The organism is Aristaeella hokkaidonensis (assembly GCF_018128945.1).
In the GTDB taxonomy this organism is placed as follows: Bacteria; Bacillota; Clostridia; order Christensenellales; family Aristaeellaceae; genus Aristaeella; species Aristaeella hokkaidonensis.
Genome location: NZ_CP068393.1, coordinates 940,761 through 959,284, shown reverse-complemented (window position 1 = coordinate 959,284; position 18,524 = coordinate 940,761). Strand labels below are relative to the sequence as shown.

Here is an 18,524-nt window from a genome sequence, read left to right as displayed (position 1 = left end):
AATAAGATGTCGGTCGTTATTCCGCTTCTTCAACTTCCAGCGGAGCTGTTTCCGCCGATTCAGAGTCACCTGTTTCATTTTGTGCATCTTCAGGAACGTCATCTGTGTTTTTTTCTTCCTGCATAGGTTCCTCAACCGAATTGTGGCTGATCATGGATGCCGCGTTACTCACCCAGTCAGTAAGATAAGTAATGATTTCCTTTTCCTTTTCTGTCCCTACCTGAATCGGATCCTGAATTTCAAACGGCATGAAAATCCATGGAACCGCTGTCTTGAACTTACCCGTAAATGCCAGGGTGGATTCACCCTGTATGATACTTGCCTGTACCTCAAGCGTTGTAGCCACATTCTGTGCATATTTGCTGGAATAGTGAAGATTAATGCCGGCCTTCACAGGAACAAACTCCGGAATGCTCTCCGGATTGAGATCTTCAGGAAGATACGTCAGATCCTTCTCAAGAATGATATCATACTGATCTTCTTCATGATTCTTTTCATCGTCGCCTTCTCCCTTTTTATATACAGAAGTAGATTTCTTTATGTCCATTCTGAGGGAAAAGTTGTCTTCCAGATCTTTTTGTGACGGGTCTGTATGAACTTTGGCCAGCCAGATGCTCTTTTCATACGTGGTATCCTGCTCGTTTTTCTGATCAGGCAATCCGAAAACGATAACCTCTTTTTGATTTTGGAGGGTGTATACGTTCAGGCCGGAAACCGACTCAATACGAAGAATATTATATCCTGTCGATTTTTCGTCAAGCGGCAACCCTATTCCAAAACTGAGGACCTCTCCCATGGCTGAAACCCGTTTGTTCATCGTCAGTTTTTTATCCATATCAAAGGAATTCAATGCTTCCTTATAGTAATACAACAGATTTTCGTTAACATATAGCGCCTTTTCCTCCTGCGTCATCACAGTGTCCAGAAGCGCATTAACATCAGGATCAGTCGAGAATTCAGCAAATAATGCCACGATTTGGCTGTTGACTTCTTCCATGGGTATTTCATAGGAAAAATCAAGTGCAGAGGAACCATTTTCCATCTTCACGGTTTCTGCCTCAACTGCAAATCCTGCAAGCCACATTTCCAGTTCATTCTGATACCGGGTGAAAGCCGGATCCCACTGTTCCTTCCGGTCCTGCTCGGAAACAGAAAGAATATTGGAAATAAAGGAAGCTGGAGATATATTTTCTGTGCCTGAAGGAATAAACTGTTCAATATATGCGCTTTTTACAGGAAACTCCAGGATTTTGCCCTGTACCATATCGCTTCTGAAATAGTAGATACCATCTTTTCTGTAAAGTTCAGACAATGCTTTCTGCTGATCCTGTTCATCGGCCTGGAAAACATAATAATGTAAATCCTTTCCGGACAAAATACCCCGGAGGTTATATTCGGCATCTGAAACAGTCCTCAGGAACCTTGTATCAAACAAGTCTTTCAGAAAAGGAATATTGAACATTTCACCTTCTGAAGAGATGGAAAAAGTGCCCTTCAGTCCGCTTCCGATCGCAAGCTGATTGTGCATTTTTTCCGGAAGTGTATATTCCGCAGCCTGACAGGTACATGTTGCAAGTACAAGAATCAAAGCCAGTAATGTGAAAAGCGTTTTTTTCATGATCAGATCTCCCTATATCAATAATTCGTCAACAATTTCCATATTTCATCAGGAATATCCTTGCGCAGAAATTCAGTATCCTCATCAGGCAGTGTCATCATTTTTTGTGTCAGGATACGGATTGTTTCTTCCGTTATTCCTTCATTATCCTGGGTCATTATGATCTGCGAACCGGTCTGTTCTTTCTTTTGTGTCTCTGATTGAATTGATTCGCCGATACTGAATCCTGACAGAACACTGCTTGTTACTATTTTACCTGTTTTATTGGTAATTTCAAGTGTTCCGGCATTTTCAGACTCTTTTTCTTCGCTCACAGTTTCCGTTATGATTATGGAATGTTCAGGAACACTGTTTCCTTTGACATTGTACTGGATTTTTCCCGAGCTGTTCATATCTCCGGAAAGCAGATCACCTGTATATCTGATCTTTGTTCTTTCCTTTTCCTTTTTCTGATCCAGCTGATAATCCCATTTCAGCTTCCGGTTTGACGGATCAGATATATCCAGTTCACGTTCATATGTAATATTGTCTTTATCGTATCCTTTTACAGCAGGTGTTTTGATTGTCAGGCTGTCTTTGATATGATCTCCGGAGCGCAGGCATTTCCATACCAGGGATATTTTTCTCATTTCAGCATCTGAAACACCTACTGTTCCGTCATAATTGATCCTGAGCACATTGCCATTCTGATCGAACAGCAGAACGATTTTCTGAGATCCTTGAAATACCAGTTTCTGAAGATCAGTCCGTGTTGATTGTCTGTCACACAGATCAGTCAGCTCCTCGGGAAAATGTTCACTGACATATTCAGAAGGAAACTGGATCGTCATCCTGCTCACTGCTTTTCCAAACCCGGAAAAATTAAGAGCAACAGATGATTTGCCTGTTATTTCAGGAAATAATTCCGCCGCTTTGCAGAACACGGGATACAGATCATCCATCAGACGATTCAGTCTGAAATACTGATTATCCAGAAAGGATGTCAATTCATTTTTATCCGTGTTTTTTTCTTTATTCAGGTTTTGATTCTGCCCGTTTGTCGCTGTCTGTGTCTCCTGAATGGACAGGAGCGGTTCCTGATCAATGCACAAAACAGTTTCTGATCCGCGATGATCTGATCTGACTGTTACAGAAAAATGCCTGAGCAAACGATTCAGACTATCAAGTCTTTCCTTTCCGAACTGTGCCAATTGTACATACTCCGGTGCATATAGACTGAATGTGACCGGTGAATCAAACTCTCCTGTAAGCAAAAAATGGCTCGGGAAAGATTCCCCGATGCCGTTGGAGCCCGAAAAAAGACAGAAGACGGCTATGATCACCAAAAATGTTTTCCTGATAATGATTTTCATTGCCTGTCCTCCTGCTGATCAGGTTCCTTTATCTTTTGTGCATCTTCGAAAAAACAATCTGTCAGTTTCATTGCTGTTGCAGCGTCAGGACATTGGTTTATCTCCGTTCTGAATTTTCCTGCGCCTCGTATCCCTTTAATGTACCATCCTATATGTTTTCTCATTTCCCTTACAGCAATCTGTTCGGGTCTTGAATCAAGCATCATATGATAATGCCTGATAATCATCGCATGTTTTTCCTCGTTTGTCACAGGCCTGACAGACTGACCTTTCTCCAGTTCACGGATTTGTCTGAATATCCACGGATTCCCCAGGGCTCCTCGTCCGATCATCACCCCGTCAGTATTTGCCTTCTTTTGTTTGTCCAATGCATCTTCCGCGGAAAACAGATCTCCGTTTCCAATCACTGGAATATGAACCTTTTCCTTAACCCTGGCAATAATACCCCAGTCTGCTTCTCCACTGTACTGCTGCTCCCTTGTTCTTCCATGCACAGTGACAGAAACAATCCCTGCATTCTCAGCCATTTTTGCATATTCTTCCACATTTATGTGTTCGCTGTCATACCCTATTCTCATTTTGACAGAAACAGGCAGAGAGGAAGCTTTAACGGTCTTCTCCATCATGTCAGAAGCGATCAGCGGTGTACGCATCAACCCGCATCCTTCTCCTGATGGTGCAATCTTTTTGGCTGGACAACCCATATTCAGGTCAATACCGTCATATATTCCCAGATCGCATATTCGTTTTGCAGCTTCTGCAACTGTATCCGGATCACGGCCGAAAAGCTGCAGAATAAGAAACGGCTCCCTGGGGCCGCGGATCATCAGTTCCTGGGTTGCCCGTTGTTTCGGCGCACACAAATACCCCATTGCGCTGATCATTTCCGTATACGCAAGATCACATCCCTGTTCATAACATATTGTTCTGTAGACATGATCTGTTATGCCGCACATAGGTGCAAGCCTGATATCAAACATGCGTTTTTATCCTTGGAAACATAGTCATTCTGTCTTTTGTTCTGCTGTAAGGGATTAATTCTTTCAGTTCGGCCTGGGAATCAGACACAGGCAGAACCGGAATATCCGTCTTTTTATCCGGATGATACGTTCCGGGAATCACAGACATACTGACTTTAACGCCTCCGTCGTATATTTCGCTTCCACTATGAACCGCATAATTTGGATCGTCTTTTTTGACGGGAAGGGCATAAAGCCGATTATTGTGGATATAACATATTCCCTGATGATGCGTATCTTCACTGATGACTCTGTCCGTGTCCTCAAAAAGAACTCCATCCTGATTTTGCCATTCTTTTTTCAGATGAACATAGTATCCGCTTTCTTTTGAGACAACCGTATCAGTCAGATCTGTATCTTCCTGAGAACCAGTCAGTTTTATCACGGATGTCCCTGTTACCGGTATAAATACATCCAGATAAGCATTAATCGTTTTTTTGCACTGCAGCTGAAGGCTGTCTTCATTCATATTCAGTATGACAGCCTGTTTCCGGATCATCAGGAGAAACTTTCCCGGAACCGTGTAATTCACACAGATTCCCTTTTCTTTCAGCGTTACAGCGTGTTGATAGACGACTGCTGCTGCTCTTGTCAGCCGTGCATACAAATCGGCTGTTTCTCCACTCTGGTTGAATGCATATGCTGAACCATTGACTTTCTGTATGTTTCCGGCCCTTTCCTTGTTCAGGCAGTCTTCAAGGCTGTTAAATACAATCCTGATAAGTTCATCCAGCGCCCATTCTGAATCTTCCAGAATGAGCTGTGAAGCAAAGGCTTCAACCCAAGCTGCAACAGTACAGTTGCTGATCGGCTGTTCCGGTGCATTTCCGCACAGGTAAGGATTGGAAGTAGTCCCTCCGCAGAGCGCATGATGATGCTTGCGCAGATACCTCCAGACGACCTTCCCCGCGGCAAGATCCTGTCCGTTTCCGCTGAATATACCGGAAAAAACAGAATAACGAATCCCGTCTGCCAGCATTTCAGCATGGTTAATCAGTTTTTCCTTTTCATCATAATCGATGTCTTCTGGTGCTTCTGTAAGTTCCGGCATAACAGGATGCAATTCATCTGTGCAGACTGGGATGGATTGCTGAAAAGTATGCAGTGCTGATGTCCAGTTGAATGCTGCAGCTCTGAGTCTTGTGCAGATCCGCAGAACAGCTTTAAGCCCTGTTACCTGGTAAAAGCGAACGAGAAATTCCATCAGGTCCGCAGGTTTATACAGCGGTTCAGGATCCTCTTTTATAAGATGCTCAAACTCTATTTCCAGATAATGACACCAGACAGCAAGCCTTTGCAGCAGCATCCGGTCTGTGTTGTATTCATACACCGCAAAAGCAGCACGTATAATACTGATCTGTCTTGACAGACAACCTTCTGCAGAACCGTTTTCTGTGTCTCTGACAGCATTCAGAATCAGCGCTGTAACCGGTTCCTCCATCGGTTTGTTTTTGATCAGACAGGCAACACGAAATAATCCTTCCCACAAATACGGATTATCAATCCAGCGTCCGGCAGTAACATAAAGATTTTTGATACTTTCATCCGTCGTTCTGATTGTACCGTTGCAGGGAAAACAATGTGATACTGCCAGGATGGGAGCCCTGGCAAAAACAGGTTTCTGAGGCATTGCTTTACTTTGTGCCGAAAAGGCGGTCGCCGGCGTCACCAAGTCCGGGAACAATATATCCGTGATCATTCAGATGGTCATCAAGTGCTGCAACGTAAATGTCAACGTCCGGATGATCCTTCTGTATTCTGGCAATTCCTTCCGGTGCGGCAATCAGGTTGACCAGACGCATATGATGGCATCCGCGCTGTTTGATAAAATTGATAGCAGCGCTCGCACTTCCGCCTGTGGCCAGCATCGGATCAAGAATGAGCAGTTCCCTGTTGACGCTGTCCTCCGGGAGTTTGCAGTAGTATTCAACAGGTTCCAGACTCTTGGGATCCCTGTACAATCCAATATGACCCACACGCGCCGCAGGTACAAGATTAATGACACCGTCCACCATGCCGAGACCTGCACGGAGAATCGGTACAATCCCAAGCTTTTTGCCGGAAAGCATACGGCATTTGCAGGTAGTAATCGGCGTCTCCACTTCAACTTCCTTTGTTTCCAGATCTCTGGTTACCTCAAACACCATAAGCATCGCAATTTCAGAAAGAAGCTCACGGAATTCCTTGGTTCCGGTATTCTTATCACGCATAATGCTCAGTTTGTGCTGAATAAGAGGATGATCGAAAACGACGACTTTACTCATAAAAGGTGCCTCCTCAAAATAGTATCGAAGTATCAGGTTCCTTCTGATTATTTTAACAGAAACGTACGCTGCGCGCAATGCTCACAATTCCTATATTTGCCTTTTCATTGACACATCCAGGGCGCAAATTTATAATCTTTTTATTGAATATAAGGAGTAAAAGCATGTCTTCAGTCCCTTATTCTAGATACCTGATTTATCCGGTTACCTGGTACAGTTTTCTGATTGTCGTCGGCGCTTCGCTCGCACTGTTTTTTTCCTGCAGGGAAGAGAAGTACGCCCGACTTCCCCGCGACACTGTGCTGGATCTTGCTTTATGGCTCATACCCGGCGGCATTATCGGCGCACGTGTTTACTATGTGGTTTTTTCTTTTCATCAGTTTCAGAATGATCTTTTTTCTGTTTTTCGTGTCTGGGAGGGCGGTCTGGCCATCTATGGCGGGATCATTGCAGGACTGCTTGTTCTGTTTATCTTCTGCAGGCGCAGGAATATTTCTTTCCTTCTGTTATGTGATATTATCGTGCCCGGTCTTGCGCTGGCACAGGCGATCGGACGATGGGGTAACTGGTTCAACATGGAAGCCTATGGTCTGCCTGTCTCCGGATCTTTCCCCTGTTTTTTCCCTTTTGCCGTACAGATACCCGCTGATGGATATACATGGCATCTAGCTACTTTTTTCTATGAATCTGTTTGGGATTTTTTCGTATTTATTTTTCTTCTTCTTACAAGGCATACCCTGTTAAACCGCAGGAAAGGCGACGTATTTTTCTTTTATCTTTTCCTTTATGCTGCAGGCCGGCTGATTATTGAGGAGCTCAGGACGGATTCCCTTTATGCGTCTTCTGTAAGAATAAGTCAGCTGTTCAGCGCTGTATTATGCACTTTCATCCTTTTCCGGTACAGGTTATCTTCAGTAAAACCTGTTAAGAAGCACCCTTTCTCTTTTATCATTCTTTTCCCATTGGCTGTAATCAGTGTTATAGTCATTATCTGTTATTCTCTCTTTGGGCATAGTTATTTTATGCTTTCCGTGAAACATACTGTCATCCTTCTCAGCGTCTGTTCCGTGCTGATGGTTTTCGGTTTGTGCTCTGTATATTTCCCCCGGGATCTGCAGGAGGTGGAAAATGCCGACCACTGTGCTTAAAAATATCCTTTATCGACTGGCCCTGCCCTTCTGCGCCCCGGGCTGCGGTAAAAGTCCCGTAAGCGATCATTCCGGTCATAATCTGATTTATGCGGACGCATTTGTTCATCTTATCCGCAAACACCATGTTCTTGGATCCGCAACATACCTTTCTGCCGGGAACCAGTCTGCACTGATCCTGACTTCATCCCAGGATCCTTGCCACATACCGCTGCCTGACACGTTTTTCCGGGTGGCTTCCATTACGAAAACAGCAACATCCACTCTTGTTATGCATCTTTCAGATCTTGGTCTTCTGGATGTAGACATGCCTGTCAGTGATCTTTTTACCGCTGAAACAGAGCAAAAGGCTTTAAACGGTATCACACTCCGTCATCTCCTGTCCCACACCTCAGGCATTATAGATCCTCCTGATCTGGAGCAATCTGTTGAAAACGGCATTCCTTTCCCGGATGTGCTTTCTGTGTCACGTTGTTTCACTCCCGGTGCTGAATTCCATTATTCAAATCTTGGCTTCGGGCTGATTGGATGTATTCTGGAACAGGTGCTGCAGATACCGCTTAGTGCAGTATTCAGCCAGTATCTCTTTTCCCCTCTTGATATGAACGCTACTCTGGAGGGCTGCTGTATTCCCCGAAATAAAATTATGCCGGTAACCCGTATCCTGCCTTATCATAAGGGCTCTGAAGTATTTGTAACCCGTCTCGGTTCCTCCGGACTGACTCATCCGGATCCCCTGCGTCATTATGGGCATACAGCCGGCAGTATGTATATTGATATACTATCTTTAAGCAAATTGTTTAAAATGCTGGCATCAGATGACAACAGCTATATTTCATCCTCAGCTCTGAATGATATGAAAGCGAAGCATGCATCCTATGGCAGACTTTCACCGACTTTATCTTACGGCCTTGGTCTTCTGCGCATCAGTGATCCTTTTGTCTCAGACAACATTGTATATGGTCACCAGGGATTTGCTTACGGCTGTGCTGACGGCGCATTCTGGGATGACCGGACTAAATGCCTGTTCATCACTCTGAACGGCGGTTGCAGCGAAGCAAGAAAAGGACGTCTCGGCGCAGCCAACAGGGATCTCCTTCACTGGGCCTACAGGAAGGAGCTGCCGTCATGGTCAGAATAATGGAGCTGAATAAAGCAGGTTCACAAATTTCTATTCTTCTGGATAACGGAGAAAGATACTGGCTCAGATACGAAGATCTTGCCGGTACCGGAATTTATAAAGATGCTGAAATGTCTGAAGATGCATTTTTCCATTGGTTGAAGGTGCGTCAGTATCCGCGGGCATTAAACCAGGCTGTTGCCATGCTTGCAAGACGCCCCTGCAGTTCAGGAGAAATCACTTCCCGCCTGTCTCGACACAGATATACTTCTGAGGTAATCGAACTTGTTGTCTATAAACTGGAAAAAGAAAAACTGCTGAATGATATGGATTTTTGTAATCAGTGGATTCAATACCGCCTTAACCGCGGCTATGGTCCTGCTGTTATTCGCCGTGAACTCCGTTCAAAAGGGATTGCTCAGGAGATGATTGATACAGCATTTGATTCAGTAAACGAAGAAGTCGGATTGGATAAAGCCGAATCTCTCGCAAGGAAGGCCTGGATACGCAGAAAACCGGATGAAGATCTTCGTAAATCCAGACAGAAAGTCATCGGAATGCTGGTTCGAAAAGGATATAGCTGGGATACAGCCAGAGCAGCCTGCAAATCGGCTGAAAACAAGCTGTAACAGAAAAACGGGGCACAGATATGATTATCTGTGCCTCGTTTTTTCAGGGATGATTAATTCCGAACTTGTAATTAGGTTTATTTTCCGGAATTGCTGATAGCTGCCTGTGCCGCAGCAAGCCGGGCAATCGGAACACGGAAGGGCGAACAGCTTACGTAATCCAGGCCGATCTTATGGCAGAATTCCACGGAGCTCGGATCTCCACCGTGTTCACCGCAGATACCAACATGCAGTTTCGGGTTAACAGGACGGCCAAGTTCAATAGCCATCTTCATCAGTTTACCGACGCCTGTCTGATCAAGCTTGGCAAACGGATCGTTTTCAAAGATCTTGGTATCATAATAAGCGCTCAGGAACTTACCGGCATCATCACGGCTGAAACCAAAAGTCATCTGAGTAAGGTCATTGGTACCAAAGCAGAAGAAATCAGCTTCAGCGGCAATTTCGTCTGCAGTCAGTGCCGCACGCGGAATCTCAATCATTGTACCGACTTCATATTCAAGTGCAGCTCCAGCATTTGCAATTTCTGCGTCAGCAGTCTCAATAACAACCTTTTTAACAAACTTCAGTTCCTTGACTTCGCAGACCAGCGGAATCATGATTTCAGGACGAATATGCCAGTCGGGATGAGCCTTCTGAGTATTGATTGCAGCCCTGATCACAGCTTTAGTCTGCATTTTGGCAATTTCAGGATAGGTGACCGCCAGACGGCATCCGCGATGGCCCATCATCGGGTTAAACTCATGCAGAGAAGCAATGATGTTCCTGATGGTTTCAACACTCTTTCCCTGCGCATCAGCAAGCTGCTTGATCTCTTCATCATTTGTGGGAACAAACTCATGAAGAGGCGGATCGAGGAACCGGATGCAGACAGGATATCCTTCAAGTGCTTCATACAGTTTCTCAAAATCGCTTTGCTGATAAGGAAGAATCTTGTTTAATGCCGCTTCACGTTCTTCCACCGTGTCGGAACAGATCATTTCACGGAAAGCGGCAATGCGCTCCGGTTCAAAGAACATATGCTCAGTACGGCACAGGCCGATGCCCTCGGCACCGAGTTCTCTGGCTTTTCTGGCATCTGCGGGGGTATCGGCATTTGTGCGGACATGAAGCTTGCGGTATTTATCAGCCCAGGCCATAATCCTGCCGAATTCTCCGGCAATCTTTGCATCGACCGTAGGAATCAGGCCGTCATAAATGCGTCCGGTCGTTCCGTCGATGGAAATGAAATCCCCTTCTTTGAAGGTCTTGCCGGCCAGCTCAAATTTCTTGTTTTCCTCATCCATAGCGATTTCACCGCAGCCGGAAACACAGCATTTACCCATGCCGCGCGCCACAACCGCAGCGTGGCTTGTCATACCGCCGCGCACGGTCAGGATACCCTGAGCACTCTTCATGCCAGTGATATCTTCCGGAGAAGTTTCCAGACGAACCAGGACAACTTTCTCTCCTCTTTCCGCCCATTTTTCTGCATCTTCTGCAGTGAACACGATTTTACCGCAGGCAGCGCCGGGAGAAGCGCCAAGTCCTTTTCCGATCGGCTCAGCCTTCTTCAGAGCCGCGGCATCAAACTGAGGATGGAGAAGCGTGTCCAGATTGCGGGGATCAATCATGGATACTGCTTCCTCTTCAGTGCGCATGCCTTCATCCACAAGATCACATGCAATCTTCAGCGCAGCCTGGGCTGTTCTCTTGCCGTTACGGCACTGCAGCATGTACAGCTTTCCGTTCTCAACGGTGAATTCCATGTCCTGCATATCACGGTAATGCTTTTCAAGCAGGCTGCAGACTTTTTCAAATTCAGCATATGCTTCAGGGAACTGATCCTTCATCTGGGAAATCGGCATGGGTGTACGTACACCGGCAACAACGTCCTCACCCTGGGCATTCACAAGGAATTCGCCCATCAGCTTGTTTTCGCCTGTTGCGGGATCACGGGTAAACGCAACGCCGGTGCCGGAATTGTCATTCAGATTGCCGAATACCATGGGCATAACATTGACTGCAGTGCCCCAGCTGTACGGAATATCATTATCTCTGCGATATACATTTGCGCGAGGGTTGTCCCAGGAACGGAACACGGCTTTCACCGCGCCCATCAGCTGTTCTTTGGGATCTGCGGGGAAATCTTCCCCGATCTTGGATTTGTATTCAGCTTTGAACTGACCCGCCAGTTCTTTCAGATCTTCAGCCGTCAGCTCGACATCGTAGGTGACGCCTTTCTTTGCCTTCATCTCGTCGATCAGCTGTTCAAAGTATTTTTTTCCGACCTCCATAACCACGTCGGAATACATCTGGATAAAACGGCGGTAGCTGTCGTACACAAAACGGGCAAATTTGGGATCGCTGTTTCCGGCAATCATGGCTTCCACAACTTCATCATTCAGTCCGAGATTGAGAATTGTGTCCATCATACCAGGCATGGATGCCCGTGCACCGGAGCGGACGGAAACCAGCAGCGGATTTTTCAGATCGCCAAACTTCTTACCGTTGATTTCCTCCATTTTGGTAATATATTCCATGATCTGTGCCTGGATTTCGTCGTTAATCTGACGACCGTCTTCATAGTACTGGGTACAGGCTTCCGTCGAAATGGTAAATCCCTGCGGAACAGGCAGGCCGACTTTGGTCATCTCGGCAAGATTAGCGCCTTTGCCGCCAAGCAATTCACGCATGGTGGCATCGCCTTCAGTGAAGAGGTACAGATACTTTTTGGACATTCAAAATTCCTCCCCGATCATATTCACGGAACGGCTTACAGTCCTCGAAAGCCGTTACTTATCCATCAATTTATTATAAGAGCAGAAAAGATACAATGCAAGTATTTTCTTTTATCCGGCACTTGTTTCTGTCGTTTTGCCGCGGGTTTTTACATTTTCTTCCTTTGATGCTTTATTGAATCTGCTGCAGATATCAGTCGCTCTGCATATGCGTTGGATTCAACTGTAATGCCGTCTGCACCGCTGATCATTCTTCCTACCTCAGCGATTCTATCCTTCCGCCCGAGTTCCGTGACAGAAGTATGCGTTCTGTTGCCTGAAACAGTTTTCTGTACCAGGTAATGATAATCTGATGCTGCCGCAATCTGCGGAAGATGAGTAACACAGATTACCTGTTTTTCACAGGAGATGGACATCATTTTTTCAGCTACAACCTGGGCCATACGCCCGCTTATGCCTGTATCGATTTCATCAAAGACCATGGACTCCACTCCGGAATGTGAAGTTTCCATTGTTTTGACCACCAGCATGATTCTGCTCAGTTCACCGCCTGAAGCTATTTTCGCCAACGGTTTTAAGGGTTCTCCCGGATTCGGGCTGATCATGAATTCGATTCTGTCATCTCCATGTTCAGACGGCATAATGGGCTTTCCGGTTTCATTGGGCTTAAACGCAACACTGAAAACAGTGTTCCCCATTCCCAGGTCACCGAGTTCCTTCATCATCTTTTTTTCAAAAGCAGATGCAAGTTTTTTTCTGGACTCTGTCAGTTCTTTAGCCGCACCTCTGTAGAGGCTCAGCGTTTTTTTATGTTCAGAAGACATCCTGTTAACTTCATCTTCCAGATTAACCAGAGTTTTGTATTCTTCTTCCAGTCCTGCGGTATAATCCTGTATTTCCGATGATGTTATTCCGTATTTACGTTCCAGACGATGAATCAGGTCAAGCCTTTGATCTATCCGCTCGACATCTTCCGGATTGAATCCAAGCCGGTCTGACATCTGGCTGATCTGATAAGCTATTTCTTCCAGTTCAAAGAACAAAGATTCACTCCTGTCACTGATTTCTTTGATCTCAATACTTTTTTCCGAAAGAGACTTCATCAGAGCTGAGGCTGCTTTAATCTCTGAGAGTGCAGAAAACCCGTCTTCATTCCCGGACAGATGTTCCCTTATTTCTTTAAGCATTTCTGATTTTTTCAGAATTTCTTCGGCTTTTTTCCTTTCCTCCAGGAGTTGCTCTGCTTCTCCGTTCCGGATATGCGCCTTCCGCAGTTCTTCAAGATCATGTTCAAGTGAATTGAGCTTAGACTCTCTGTTTTCATTTTTTTTAACCAGACGTGCGTATGCTCTGTGATTATTCAGGAAAGCTTCACAGCTTTCGCCAACTTTGTCCAGAAGTAGTCTGTGTTTTTCATCACCGGTCTGATCGAGGAACTCCAGATGCATATCCGGATCTGTAAGGAATCTGTGATCATTCTGTCCATGAAGATCAAGCAGCCAGCCGGCCAGATCCCTGAGTCTCGCAACCGGAATCATCACGCCGCAGACCCGGCATATGTTTTTACCGCCGGTGGATATTTCCCTGTATATTGTTATATTTTCACCGTCATATTCAATGCCTTCCTGGTCCATGAATGCCTGAACGTTTCTGTTTTCCCGGACTGAAAACTCAGCCTCTACAGACGCCTTTTCGCATCCGGTACGGATCAGGTCCCTGTCTGCTCTTCCTCCGAGGATAAGCGTTACCGCATCGACAACAATGCTTTTTCCGGCACCCGTCTCTCCAGTCAGAGCCTGCATGCCTTCATGAAATTGAATCGCAACATCATCGATAAGAGCAATTTGATGAATCTTTAAGGATTTTAACATATACAGCTCCCGTTTATCTGTGATCAGTCAGTTTACGGATTCTGTTCGTGATCTCAGCTGTATCCGCAGCGTCTCTGGCTACAATAAAAATTGTATTATCTCCGGCAATTGTGCCAAGTATTTCTTCCCATCCGAGATTGTCCAGTGCTTCTGCTGCCACATTGGCAGATCCGCTGAGTGTCTTGACAACAATCATATTTCCGGAAAAATCAACATTTACCAGGGAATCATTCAGGATTCTGGTCAGTCTGTCGCTGACTGCGGTTTCGTGTCTCTCCGGTTTGGCATATTTGAAACCGCCGCCATTCGCAGCCACCTTGATCAGTTTCAGCTCCCTGATATCCCTGGAAACAGTAGCCTGCGTAACTTTATATCCTGTTTTCCGAAGCTCTGATGCAAGTTCCTCCTGCGTTTCCACGTCTCTTTCCCTGATAATCCGTAAAATTTCATCCTGTCGACTGGATTTCATGCCGGCGTTCCTCTCTGTTCTTTTTTATTATGAACCCCATTCACTGAGTTTTCTGCGTGTCAGTCCGAAAAAATCATATGGATGCAGACGAATCAGGCTGATTTTCCGGTCAGTACCGGTGACATGTACTGTATCTCCAGCGCTTAGACTTCCCATGTTCTGCCCGTCGATCTGAAGTTCTGCGGTTTGTTCCCTTTCCGGTTTCAGCAAAAGCCGGATATCTGCTTTTTCCGAAACAATACAGGGGCAGTGCTGCATACTGTGCGGACATACAGGCGTAATAATCATACAGTTCATTCCCGGTTCAACAATCGGTCCACCCGCCGATAGTGAATATCCGGTTGATCCTGTCGGTGTTGCCACGATAATTCCGTCTGCAGTAAACGTGCAGTATTCTTTTCTGTCCACCGTTACATCAACACGTATCAGTCTTGCGTATCCGCCGCGTGTAATCACCGCGTCATTCAAGGCATAATATTCGTCGCCTGTTCGGTTATTGACAACATGCAGAAGGCTTCTGTATTCCACATGGTACTGGCCGTTGATAATGGCGGTAAGCGCTTCCTCCAGGTGTTTCGGATCTTCTTCGGTAAGAAAGCCGACTGTCCCGAGATTAATGCCAAGTAAAGGAATATCATATTCCATGGCATACCTTGCTCCGATCAGCAGCGTACCGTCGCCGCCAAAGGTAACGATCAGATCCGGTTTAATCTGACACTCTTCCGTCTGAGGATTAAACGTCAGAATATGATGACGATGAAAAAAAGCGGAAGCTTTCTCAGCATATTTCACCGCATCCTGGTTTTCCACATTCAGAATCAGTCCGGCTGCTTTCAGCATTTGCTTCTTTCCTCCCGCAGGATTTGACAAAATAGTATCACAACCTGTATATATACTCAAGAGATACGGTTTTTTTTGTATATTGATGAATATATGCAAAATGCAGAAAGGGATGTACAATGAATGATTCCGGTTCTGTATACTGACAAAGAATTTTTAGTCTGCAGCAAACCCGTCGGTACGCTGTCCGAATCTCCAGGACTGCCCGATATGCTTCAGGAGCAGCTGGGCTGCAGATTTTTTCCTGTTCACCGCCTCGACCAGGGCACCGGAGGCGTATGTGTGCTTGCTGCTTCCGCTTATGCATGTACAGGGCTTCAGAAGCTTTTCCAGGAAGGACAAGTGGGGAAAGAATACCTTGCGGTGATATCCGGAAAGCCGGTAGAACAAAACGGATCTTTCCGGGATTATCTCTATCACGATAAAAGATCCAATAAAACCTATGTTGTCAAGCAAAAAAGAAAAGGTGTGAAAGAAGCTCTTTGTGACTGGCATATTATCGGTACAGCTGTCTTCAATGATCAGCCTCTGACCCTTGTACGTGTATCGCTGCACACAGGACGCACTCATCAGATCCGTGTACAGTTTGCCTCCCGCGGCTTCCCGCTCGTGGGGGACCGGAAGTACGGCAGCCGTATCAAAGCATCCTCACCGGCATTATGGGCATACAGCCTGTCTTTTCCGCATCCGCGGAATACAGAGAAGCAGGTGGCTGTTTCCTCTCTTCCTGACGAAGCGTTCCCCTGGATGCTTTTTGATTTGTCTGCTTTATGAATGGATCATGCTTTCGTGAGCCTCGTTCACAACAGCATGGATTTTATCAGAAGTGATACTCATTCTGTTTCCGTCCTGTTTTCTGATCTCAGCCAGGAATTCTATATTGCCTTTCGGCCCGGTAATGGGTGAATAATCCAGGTTAACCGTGCACCATCCCATCTGTTCAGTAAAAGCAACTATATTAGAAATAACACTCCTGTGTATCTCAGGATCGCGTACCACTCCGTTTTTACCCACATTCTCCCTGCCTGCTTCAAACTGGGGTTTGATCAGCGTATAAAATACACCCTGATCTCCCATGATTTCTGCAGCTGCCGGCAGGATCAGACGGATTGAGATAAAGCTGACATCCATCACTGTTATCTCGGGTTTATCCGAAAACATGCCGCTTTCCAGAAACCTTGCATTTGTTCTTTCCATTACGGTGACCCGCGGGTCATTACGCAGTTTCCAGTCAAGCTGCCCGTATCCTACGTCAATTGAATAAACAATCCTTGCGCCGTTCCGAAGACAGACATCGGTAAAGCCTCCTGTACTCGATCCGATGTCCATAATCACCCGGTCTTTCAGGTCTGCGTCAAACACACGCACAGCCTTCTCCAGTTTCAGTGCGCCCCTGCTGACATATTCGTTTTCAGAAGATTTCAGAGAAAGAATTTCCTGGCTTCCAATGCTTTCGGATGCCTTGTTGATTCTTCTTTCCCCGACAAAAACGCGGCCCTCCATGATTGCGGCCTGTGCCCGTTCCCTGCTTTCACACAGATGCTGCTGTACCAGCGCTATATCCGCTCTGATTTTATCGGCCACCGGCGTTTTCTCCCTTCATTTTGCGGTATATGTCTTCCGCAAGTGATTCCGCATCCAGTTTTGCATCCCTGATCAGTCTCTCATGATCTCCATGCTGAATATAGCAGTCCCTGACTGCATAACAGAAAGCGGGAACATTGTAACCCATGTCCAGACAGTATCTGCTTACATATTCTCCGAATCCTCCTGCCAGCATGTGTTCTTCCATGGTATACACCTGCACATTCTGAGGCATGGAAGCAAGATATTCTTCGTCCAGAGGTTTCACAGTTGAACAGTTCATAACGCAGGTGCTGATTCCATGCTGTTCAAGGATGCATGCAGTATCCATTGCCTTCGGAACCATGGATCCAACCGCCAGCAGGATCACATCCATGCCCGCCTTCAGTTCCAGCCATTTTCCGGCTTCAAAGGGGCGGTCTGTTTTCTGTTGCTGAACCGGTTTGATCGATTTCGGATAACGAATAACACATGGACCGTTCTGCCCGATGCTCCACCGCAGCATACTGATCAGTTCCTGTGAAGATGACGGAGCCAGAACTGTCATGCCGGGAACCGGTATCGTCATGGAAAAATCAAACAAACCGTGATGTGTCTGCCCGTCTTCCCCGCCGATACCGCTTCTGTCCAACAGGAATACCACAGGCAGATTCTGCATACATACATCATGAATCATCTGATCGTAGCACCGCTGGAAAAAGCTTGCATAAACCGCAACATACGGTCTCATACCGCCTGCTGCCAGACCGGCTGCCATTGTCGCCGCATGTTCCTCTGCAATTCCCACATCAATGAGGCGGTCAGGGAAACGTTCCGCAAAATGATCAAGGCCCGTACCGAGCTTCATGGCTGCGGTGATGGCAACAATTCTCTTATCATTTTCAGACAGGTCAGCCAATGTATCCGCCATGATATGTCCCCAGGACGGAGACTGCGGCTTATCTATCCGATACCCGGTTTCAACATAGAACGGCGGAGTGCCGTGAAAAGCCTCCGGACGCTCTTCTGCCTTATCGTATCCATACCCTTTTTTTGTCAGGACCTGTATAACACAGGGGCCTTTTCTGTATCTGGCCTGCCGGAAAGCCTTCTCCATTTCTTCTATATCGTGTCCGTTGATCGGACCGTAATACTCAAACCCGAGCGCCTCAAAAAATCCGGTTTCATTGTCTCTGACAACCAGTGAACGGAGCACTTTCTTAATGCCGTGAATAACCCTGTACAGCGGTTTACCGATAACAGGAATCTGATTAAGGTGCCGTACATGCTGTTTGGCGCTTTGCCAGCCCGCACTGATCCGGAGGCGCGTAAGGTACTGAGAAAGTGCGCCGACGTTAGGTGCGATGCTCATTTCATTATCATTCAGCACAACAATCATATTCGTTTTGCTGTTTCCGGCATCATTCAGCGCTTCGTAGCACATGCCGCCTGTAAGCGCTCCGTCACCTACAACAGCAATCACATCATAATGCTCGTTCTGATAATCCCTCGCTCTCGCCATACCAAGTGCGGCAGAAATGGCCGTGCTTGCGTGTCCTGTTTCAAAACAATCATACGGACTTTCACATCTTTTGGGGAATCCTGACAATCCTCCGTAAGAACGAAGTGTTGAAAACCGGTCATACCGGCCTGTGATTATCTTGTGTATGTAGCTCTGGTGTCCCACGTCAAAAACAACTTTATCTTCAGGCATATGAAACACACGGTGCAGCGCCAGCGTAAGCTCTACCACACCGAGATTGGACGCCAGATGACCGCCGTTGGAGGAAACAGTGGAAATCAGTGATTTCCGGATCTCCCCAGCAAGCTGTTCCAGCTGTTCATAGCTCATTCCATCCAGATCGCGCGGAGATTTTATTTTTTCCAGCATCTTTGACATGACATCCCTTC

15 protein-coding genes are annotated in these 18,524 nt (G+C 46.2%); 4 read left to right on the top strand and 11 right to left on the bottom strand.

Annotated elements, in window-relative coordinates:
• Positions 1-16: 16 nt before the first annotated feature.
• The 5 genes from JYE49_RS04425 to upp all read right to left on the bottom strand — a co-directional run bounded on the left by JYE49_RS04425 (position 17) and on the right by upp (position 6,253).
• A complete protein-coding gene (locus tag JYE49_RS04425; protein WP_304583306.1) occupies positions 17-1,462 on the bottom strand; it encodes a hypothetical protein in 1,446 nt (481 codons plus the stop codon).
• 173 nt (positions 1,463-1,635) lie between these two features.
• Positions 1,636-2,970: a hypothetical protein gene (locus tag JYE49_RS04420; protein ID WP_143754447.1), complete on the bottom strand. Its 1,335-nt coding sequence runs from the start codon at positions 2,968-2,970 to the stop codon at positions 1,636-1,638.
• Entirely contained in the window at positions 2,967-3,950 is a 984-nt protein-coding gene (dusB, locus tag JYE49_RS04415) for a tRNA dihydrouridine synthase DusB (protein ID WP_093956252.1), read from the bottom strand. The genes JYE49_RS04420 and dusB overlap by 4 nt, the downstream gene beginning before the upstream one ends.
• Complete coding sequence (locus JYE49_RS04410; RefSeq protein WP_304583305.1) at positions 3,943-5,658, bottom strand: hypothetical protein; 1,716 nt, start codon at positions 5,656-5,658, stop codon at positions 3,943-3,945. Before JYE49_RS04410 ends, dusB begins: the two co-directional genes overlap by 8 nt.
• The gene (gene upp, locus JYE49_RS04405; RefSeq protein ID WP_093956250.1) at positions 5,624-6,253 is read right to left on the bottom strand and encodes a uracil phosphoribosyltransferase; all 630 of its coding nucleotides are present in this window, start codon (positions 6,251-6,253) and stop codon (positions 5,624-5,626) included. The genes JYE49_RS04410 and upp overlap by 35 nt, the downstream gene beginning before the upstream one ends.
• Before the next feature lie 164 nt (positions 6,254-6,417).
• On the opposite strand from upp, the gene lgt reads away from it, so the two are divergent.
• Genes lgt through JYE49_RS04390 form a run of 3 tightly spaced genes read left to right on the top strand, consistent with a single transcriptional unit; the run spans position 6,418 to position 9,150 of the window.
• Positions 6,418-7,401 carry a prolipoprotein diacylglyceryl transferase gene (gene lgt / locus JYE49_RS04400; RefSeq protein WP_283399320.1) on the top strand — a complete coding sequence of 328 codons (984 nt, stop codon included), beginning with the start codon at positions 6,418-6,420 and terminating at the stop codon, positions 7,399-7,401.
• Positions 7,382-8,542 (top strand): serine hydrolase domain-containing protein, encoded by a 1,161-nt coding sequence (locus JYE49_RS04395; RefSeq protein WP_093956248.1) that lies wholly within the window; start codon positions 7,382-7,384, stop codon positions 8,540-8,542. Before lgt ends, JYE49_RS04395 begins: the two co-directional genes overlap by 20 nt.
• Complete coding sequence (locus JYE49_RS04390) at positions 8,542-9,150, top strand: regulatory protein RecX (RefSeq protein WP_179217214.1); 609 nt, start codon at positions 8,542-8,544, stop codon at positions 9,148-9,150. The genes JYE49_RS04395 and JYE49_RS04390 overlap by 1 nt, the downstream gene beginning before the upstream one ends.
• 77 nt (positions 9,151-9,227) lie before the next feature.
• Here the strand turns inward: JYE49_RS04390 and ppdK are convergent, their stop codons facing one another.
• From ppdK to JYE49_RS04370, 4 genes are all read right to left on the bottom strand, one after another.
• Complete coding sequence (ppdK, locus tag JYE49_RS04385; RefSeq protein ID WP_093956246.1) at positions 9,228-11,870, bottom strand: pyruvate, phosphate dikinase; 2,643 nt, start codon at positions 11,868-11,870, stop codon at positions 9,228-9,230.
• Positions 11,871-12,019: 149 nt separating this feature from the next.
• On the bottom strand, positions 12,020-13,741 hold the full coding sequence (gene recN / locus JYE49_RS04380; protein WP_093956245.1) for a DNA repair protein RecN: 1,722 nt from the start codon (positions 13,739-13,741) through the stop codon (positions 12,020-12,022).
• Between the two features lie 13 nt (positions 13,742-13,754).
• Positions 13,755-14,210: an arginine repressor gene (locus tag JYE49_RS04375; RefSeq protein WP_093956244.1), complete on the bottom strand. Its 456-nt coding sequence runs from the start codon at positions 14,208-14,210 to the stop codon at positions 13,755-13,757.
• 27 nt (positions 14,211-14,237) lie between these two features.
• Positions 14,238-15,080 (bottom strand): NAD(+)/NADH kinase, encoded by an 843-nt coding sequence (locus tag JYE49_RS04370; protein WP_346763059.1) that lies wholly within the window; start codon positions 15,078-15,080, stop codon positions 14,238-14,240.
• A gap of 93 nt (positions 15,081-15,173) precedes the next feature.
• Here JYE49_RS04370 and JYE49_RS15195 point away from each other — a divergent pair, with 93 nt between their 5' ends.
• Positions 15,174-15,824: an RluA family pseudouridine synthase gene (locus JYE49_RS15195; protein WP_093956242.1), complete on the top strand. Its 651-nt coding sequence runs from the start codon at positions 15,174-15,176 to the stop codon at positions 15,822-15,824.
• Here JYE49_RS15195 and JYE49_RS04360 read toward each other — a convergent pair.
• Positions 15,819-16,634, bottom strand: coding sequence for a TlyA family RNA methyltransferase (locus tag JYE49_RS04360; RefSeq protein ID WP_093956241.1), 816 nt, complete (start codon positions 16,632-16,634; stop codon positions 15,819-15,821). The genes JYE49_RS15195 and JYE49_RS04360 overlap by 6 nt on opposite strands.
• Positions 16,624-18,504, bottom strand: coding sequence for a 1-deoxy-D-xylulose-5-phosphate synthase (gene dxs / locus JYE49_RS04355; protein WP_179217213.1), 1,881 nt, complete (start codon positions 18,502-18,504; stop codon positions 16,624-16,626). The genes JYE49_RS04360 and dxs overlap by 11 nt, the downstream gene beginning before the upstream one ends.
• Positions 18,505-18,524 lie beyond the last annotated feature (20 nt).

What these genes read in the sequence shown, in the direction of transcription:
- JYE49_RS04425 (WP_304583306.1), bottom strand. Translation starts at nt 1,462, where the DNA reads ATGTTCAATATTCCTTTTCTGAAAGACTTGTTTGATACAAGGTTCCTG.
- JYE49_RS04420 (WP_143754447.1), bottom strand. Translation starts at nt 2,970, where the DNA reads ATGAAAATCATTATCAGGAAAACATTTTTGGTGATCATAGCCGTCTTC.
- dusB (WP_093956252.1), bottom strand. Translation starts at nt 3,950, where the DNA reads ATGTTTGATATCAGGCTTGCACCTATGTGCGGCATAACAGATCATGTC.
- upp (WP_093956250.1), bottom strand. Translation starts at nt 6,253, where the DNA reads ATGAGTAAAGTCGTCGTTTTCGATCATCCTCTTATTCAGCACAAACTG.
- lgt (WP_283399320.1), top strand. Translation starts at nt 6,418, where the DNA reads ATGTCTTCAGTCCCTTATTCTAGATACCTGATTTATCCGGTTACCTGG.
- JYE49_RS04395 (WP_093956248.1), top strand. Translation starts at nt 7,382, where the DNA reads ATGCCGACCACTGTGCTTAAAAATATCCTTTATCGACTGGCCCTGCCC.
- JYE49_RS04390 (WP_179217214.1), top strand. Translation starts at nt 8,542, where the DNA reads ATGGAGCTGAATAAAGCAGGTTCACAAATTTCTATTCTTCTGGATAAC.
- ppdK (WP_093956246.1), bottom strand. Translation starts at nt 11,870, where the DNA reads ATGTCCAAAAAGTATCTGTACCTCTTCACTGAAGGCGATGCCACCATG.
- recN (WP_093956245.1), bottom strand. Translation starts at nt 13,741, where the DNA reads ATGTTAAAATCCTTAAAGATTCATCAAATTGCTCTTATCGATGATGTT.
- JYE49_RS04375 (WP_093956244.1), bottom strand. Translation starts at nt 14,210, where the DNA reads ATGAAATCCAGTCGACAGGATGAAATTTTACGGATTATCAGGGAAAGA.
- JYE49_RS15195 (WP_093956242.1), top strand. Translation starts at nt 15,174, where the DNA reads ATGATTCCGGTTCTGTATACTGACAAAGAATTTTTAGTCTGCAGCAAA.
- dxs (WP_179217213.1), bottom strand. Translation starts at nt 18,504, where the DNA reads ATGCTGGAAAAAATAAAATCTCCGCGCGATCTGGATGGAATGAGCTAT.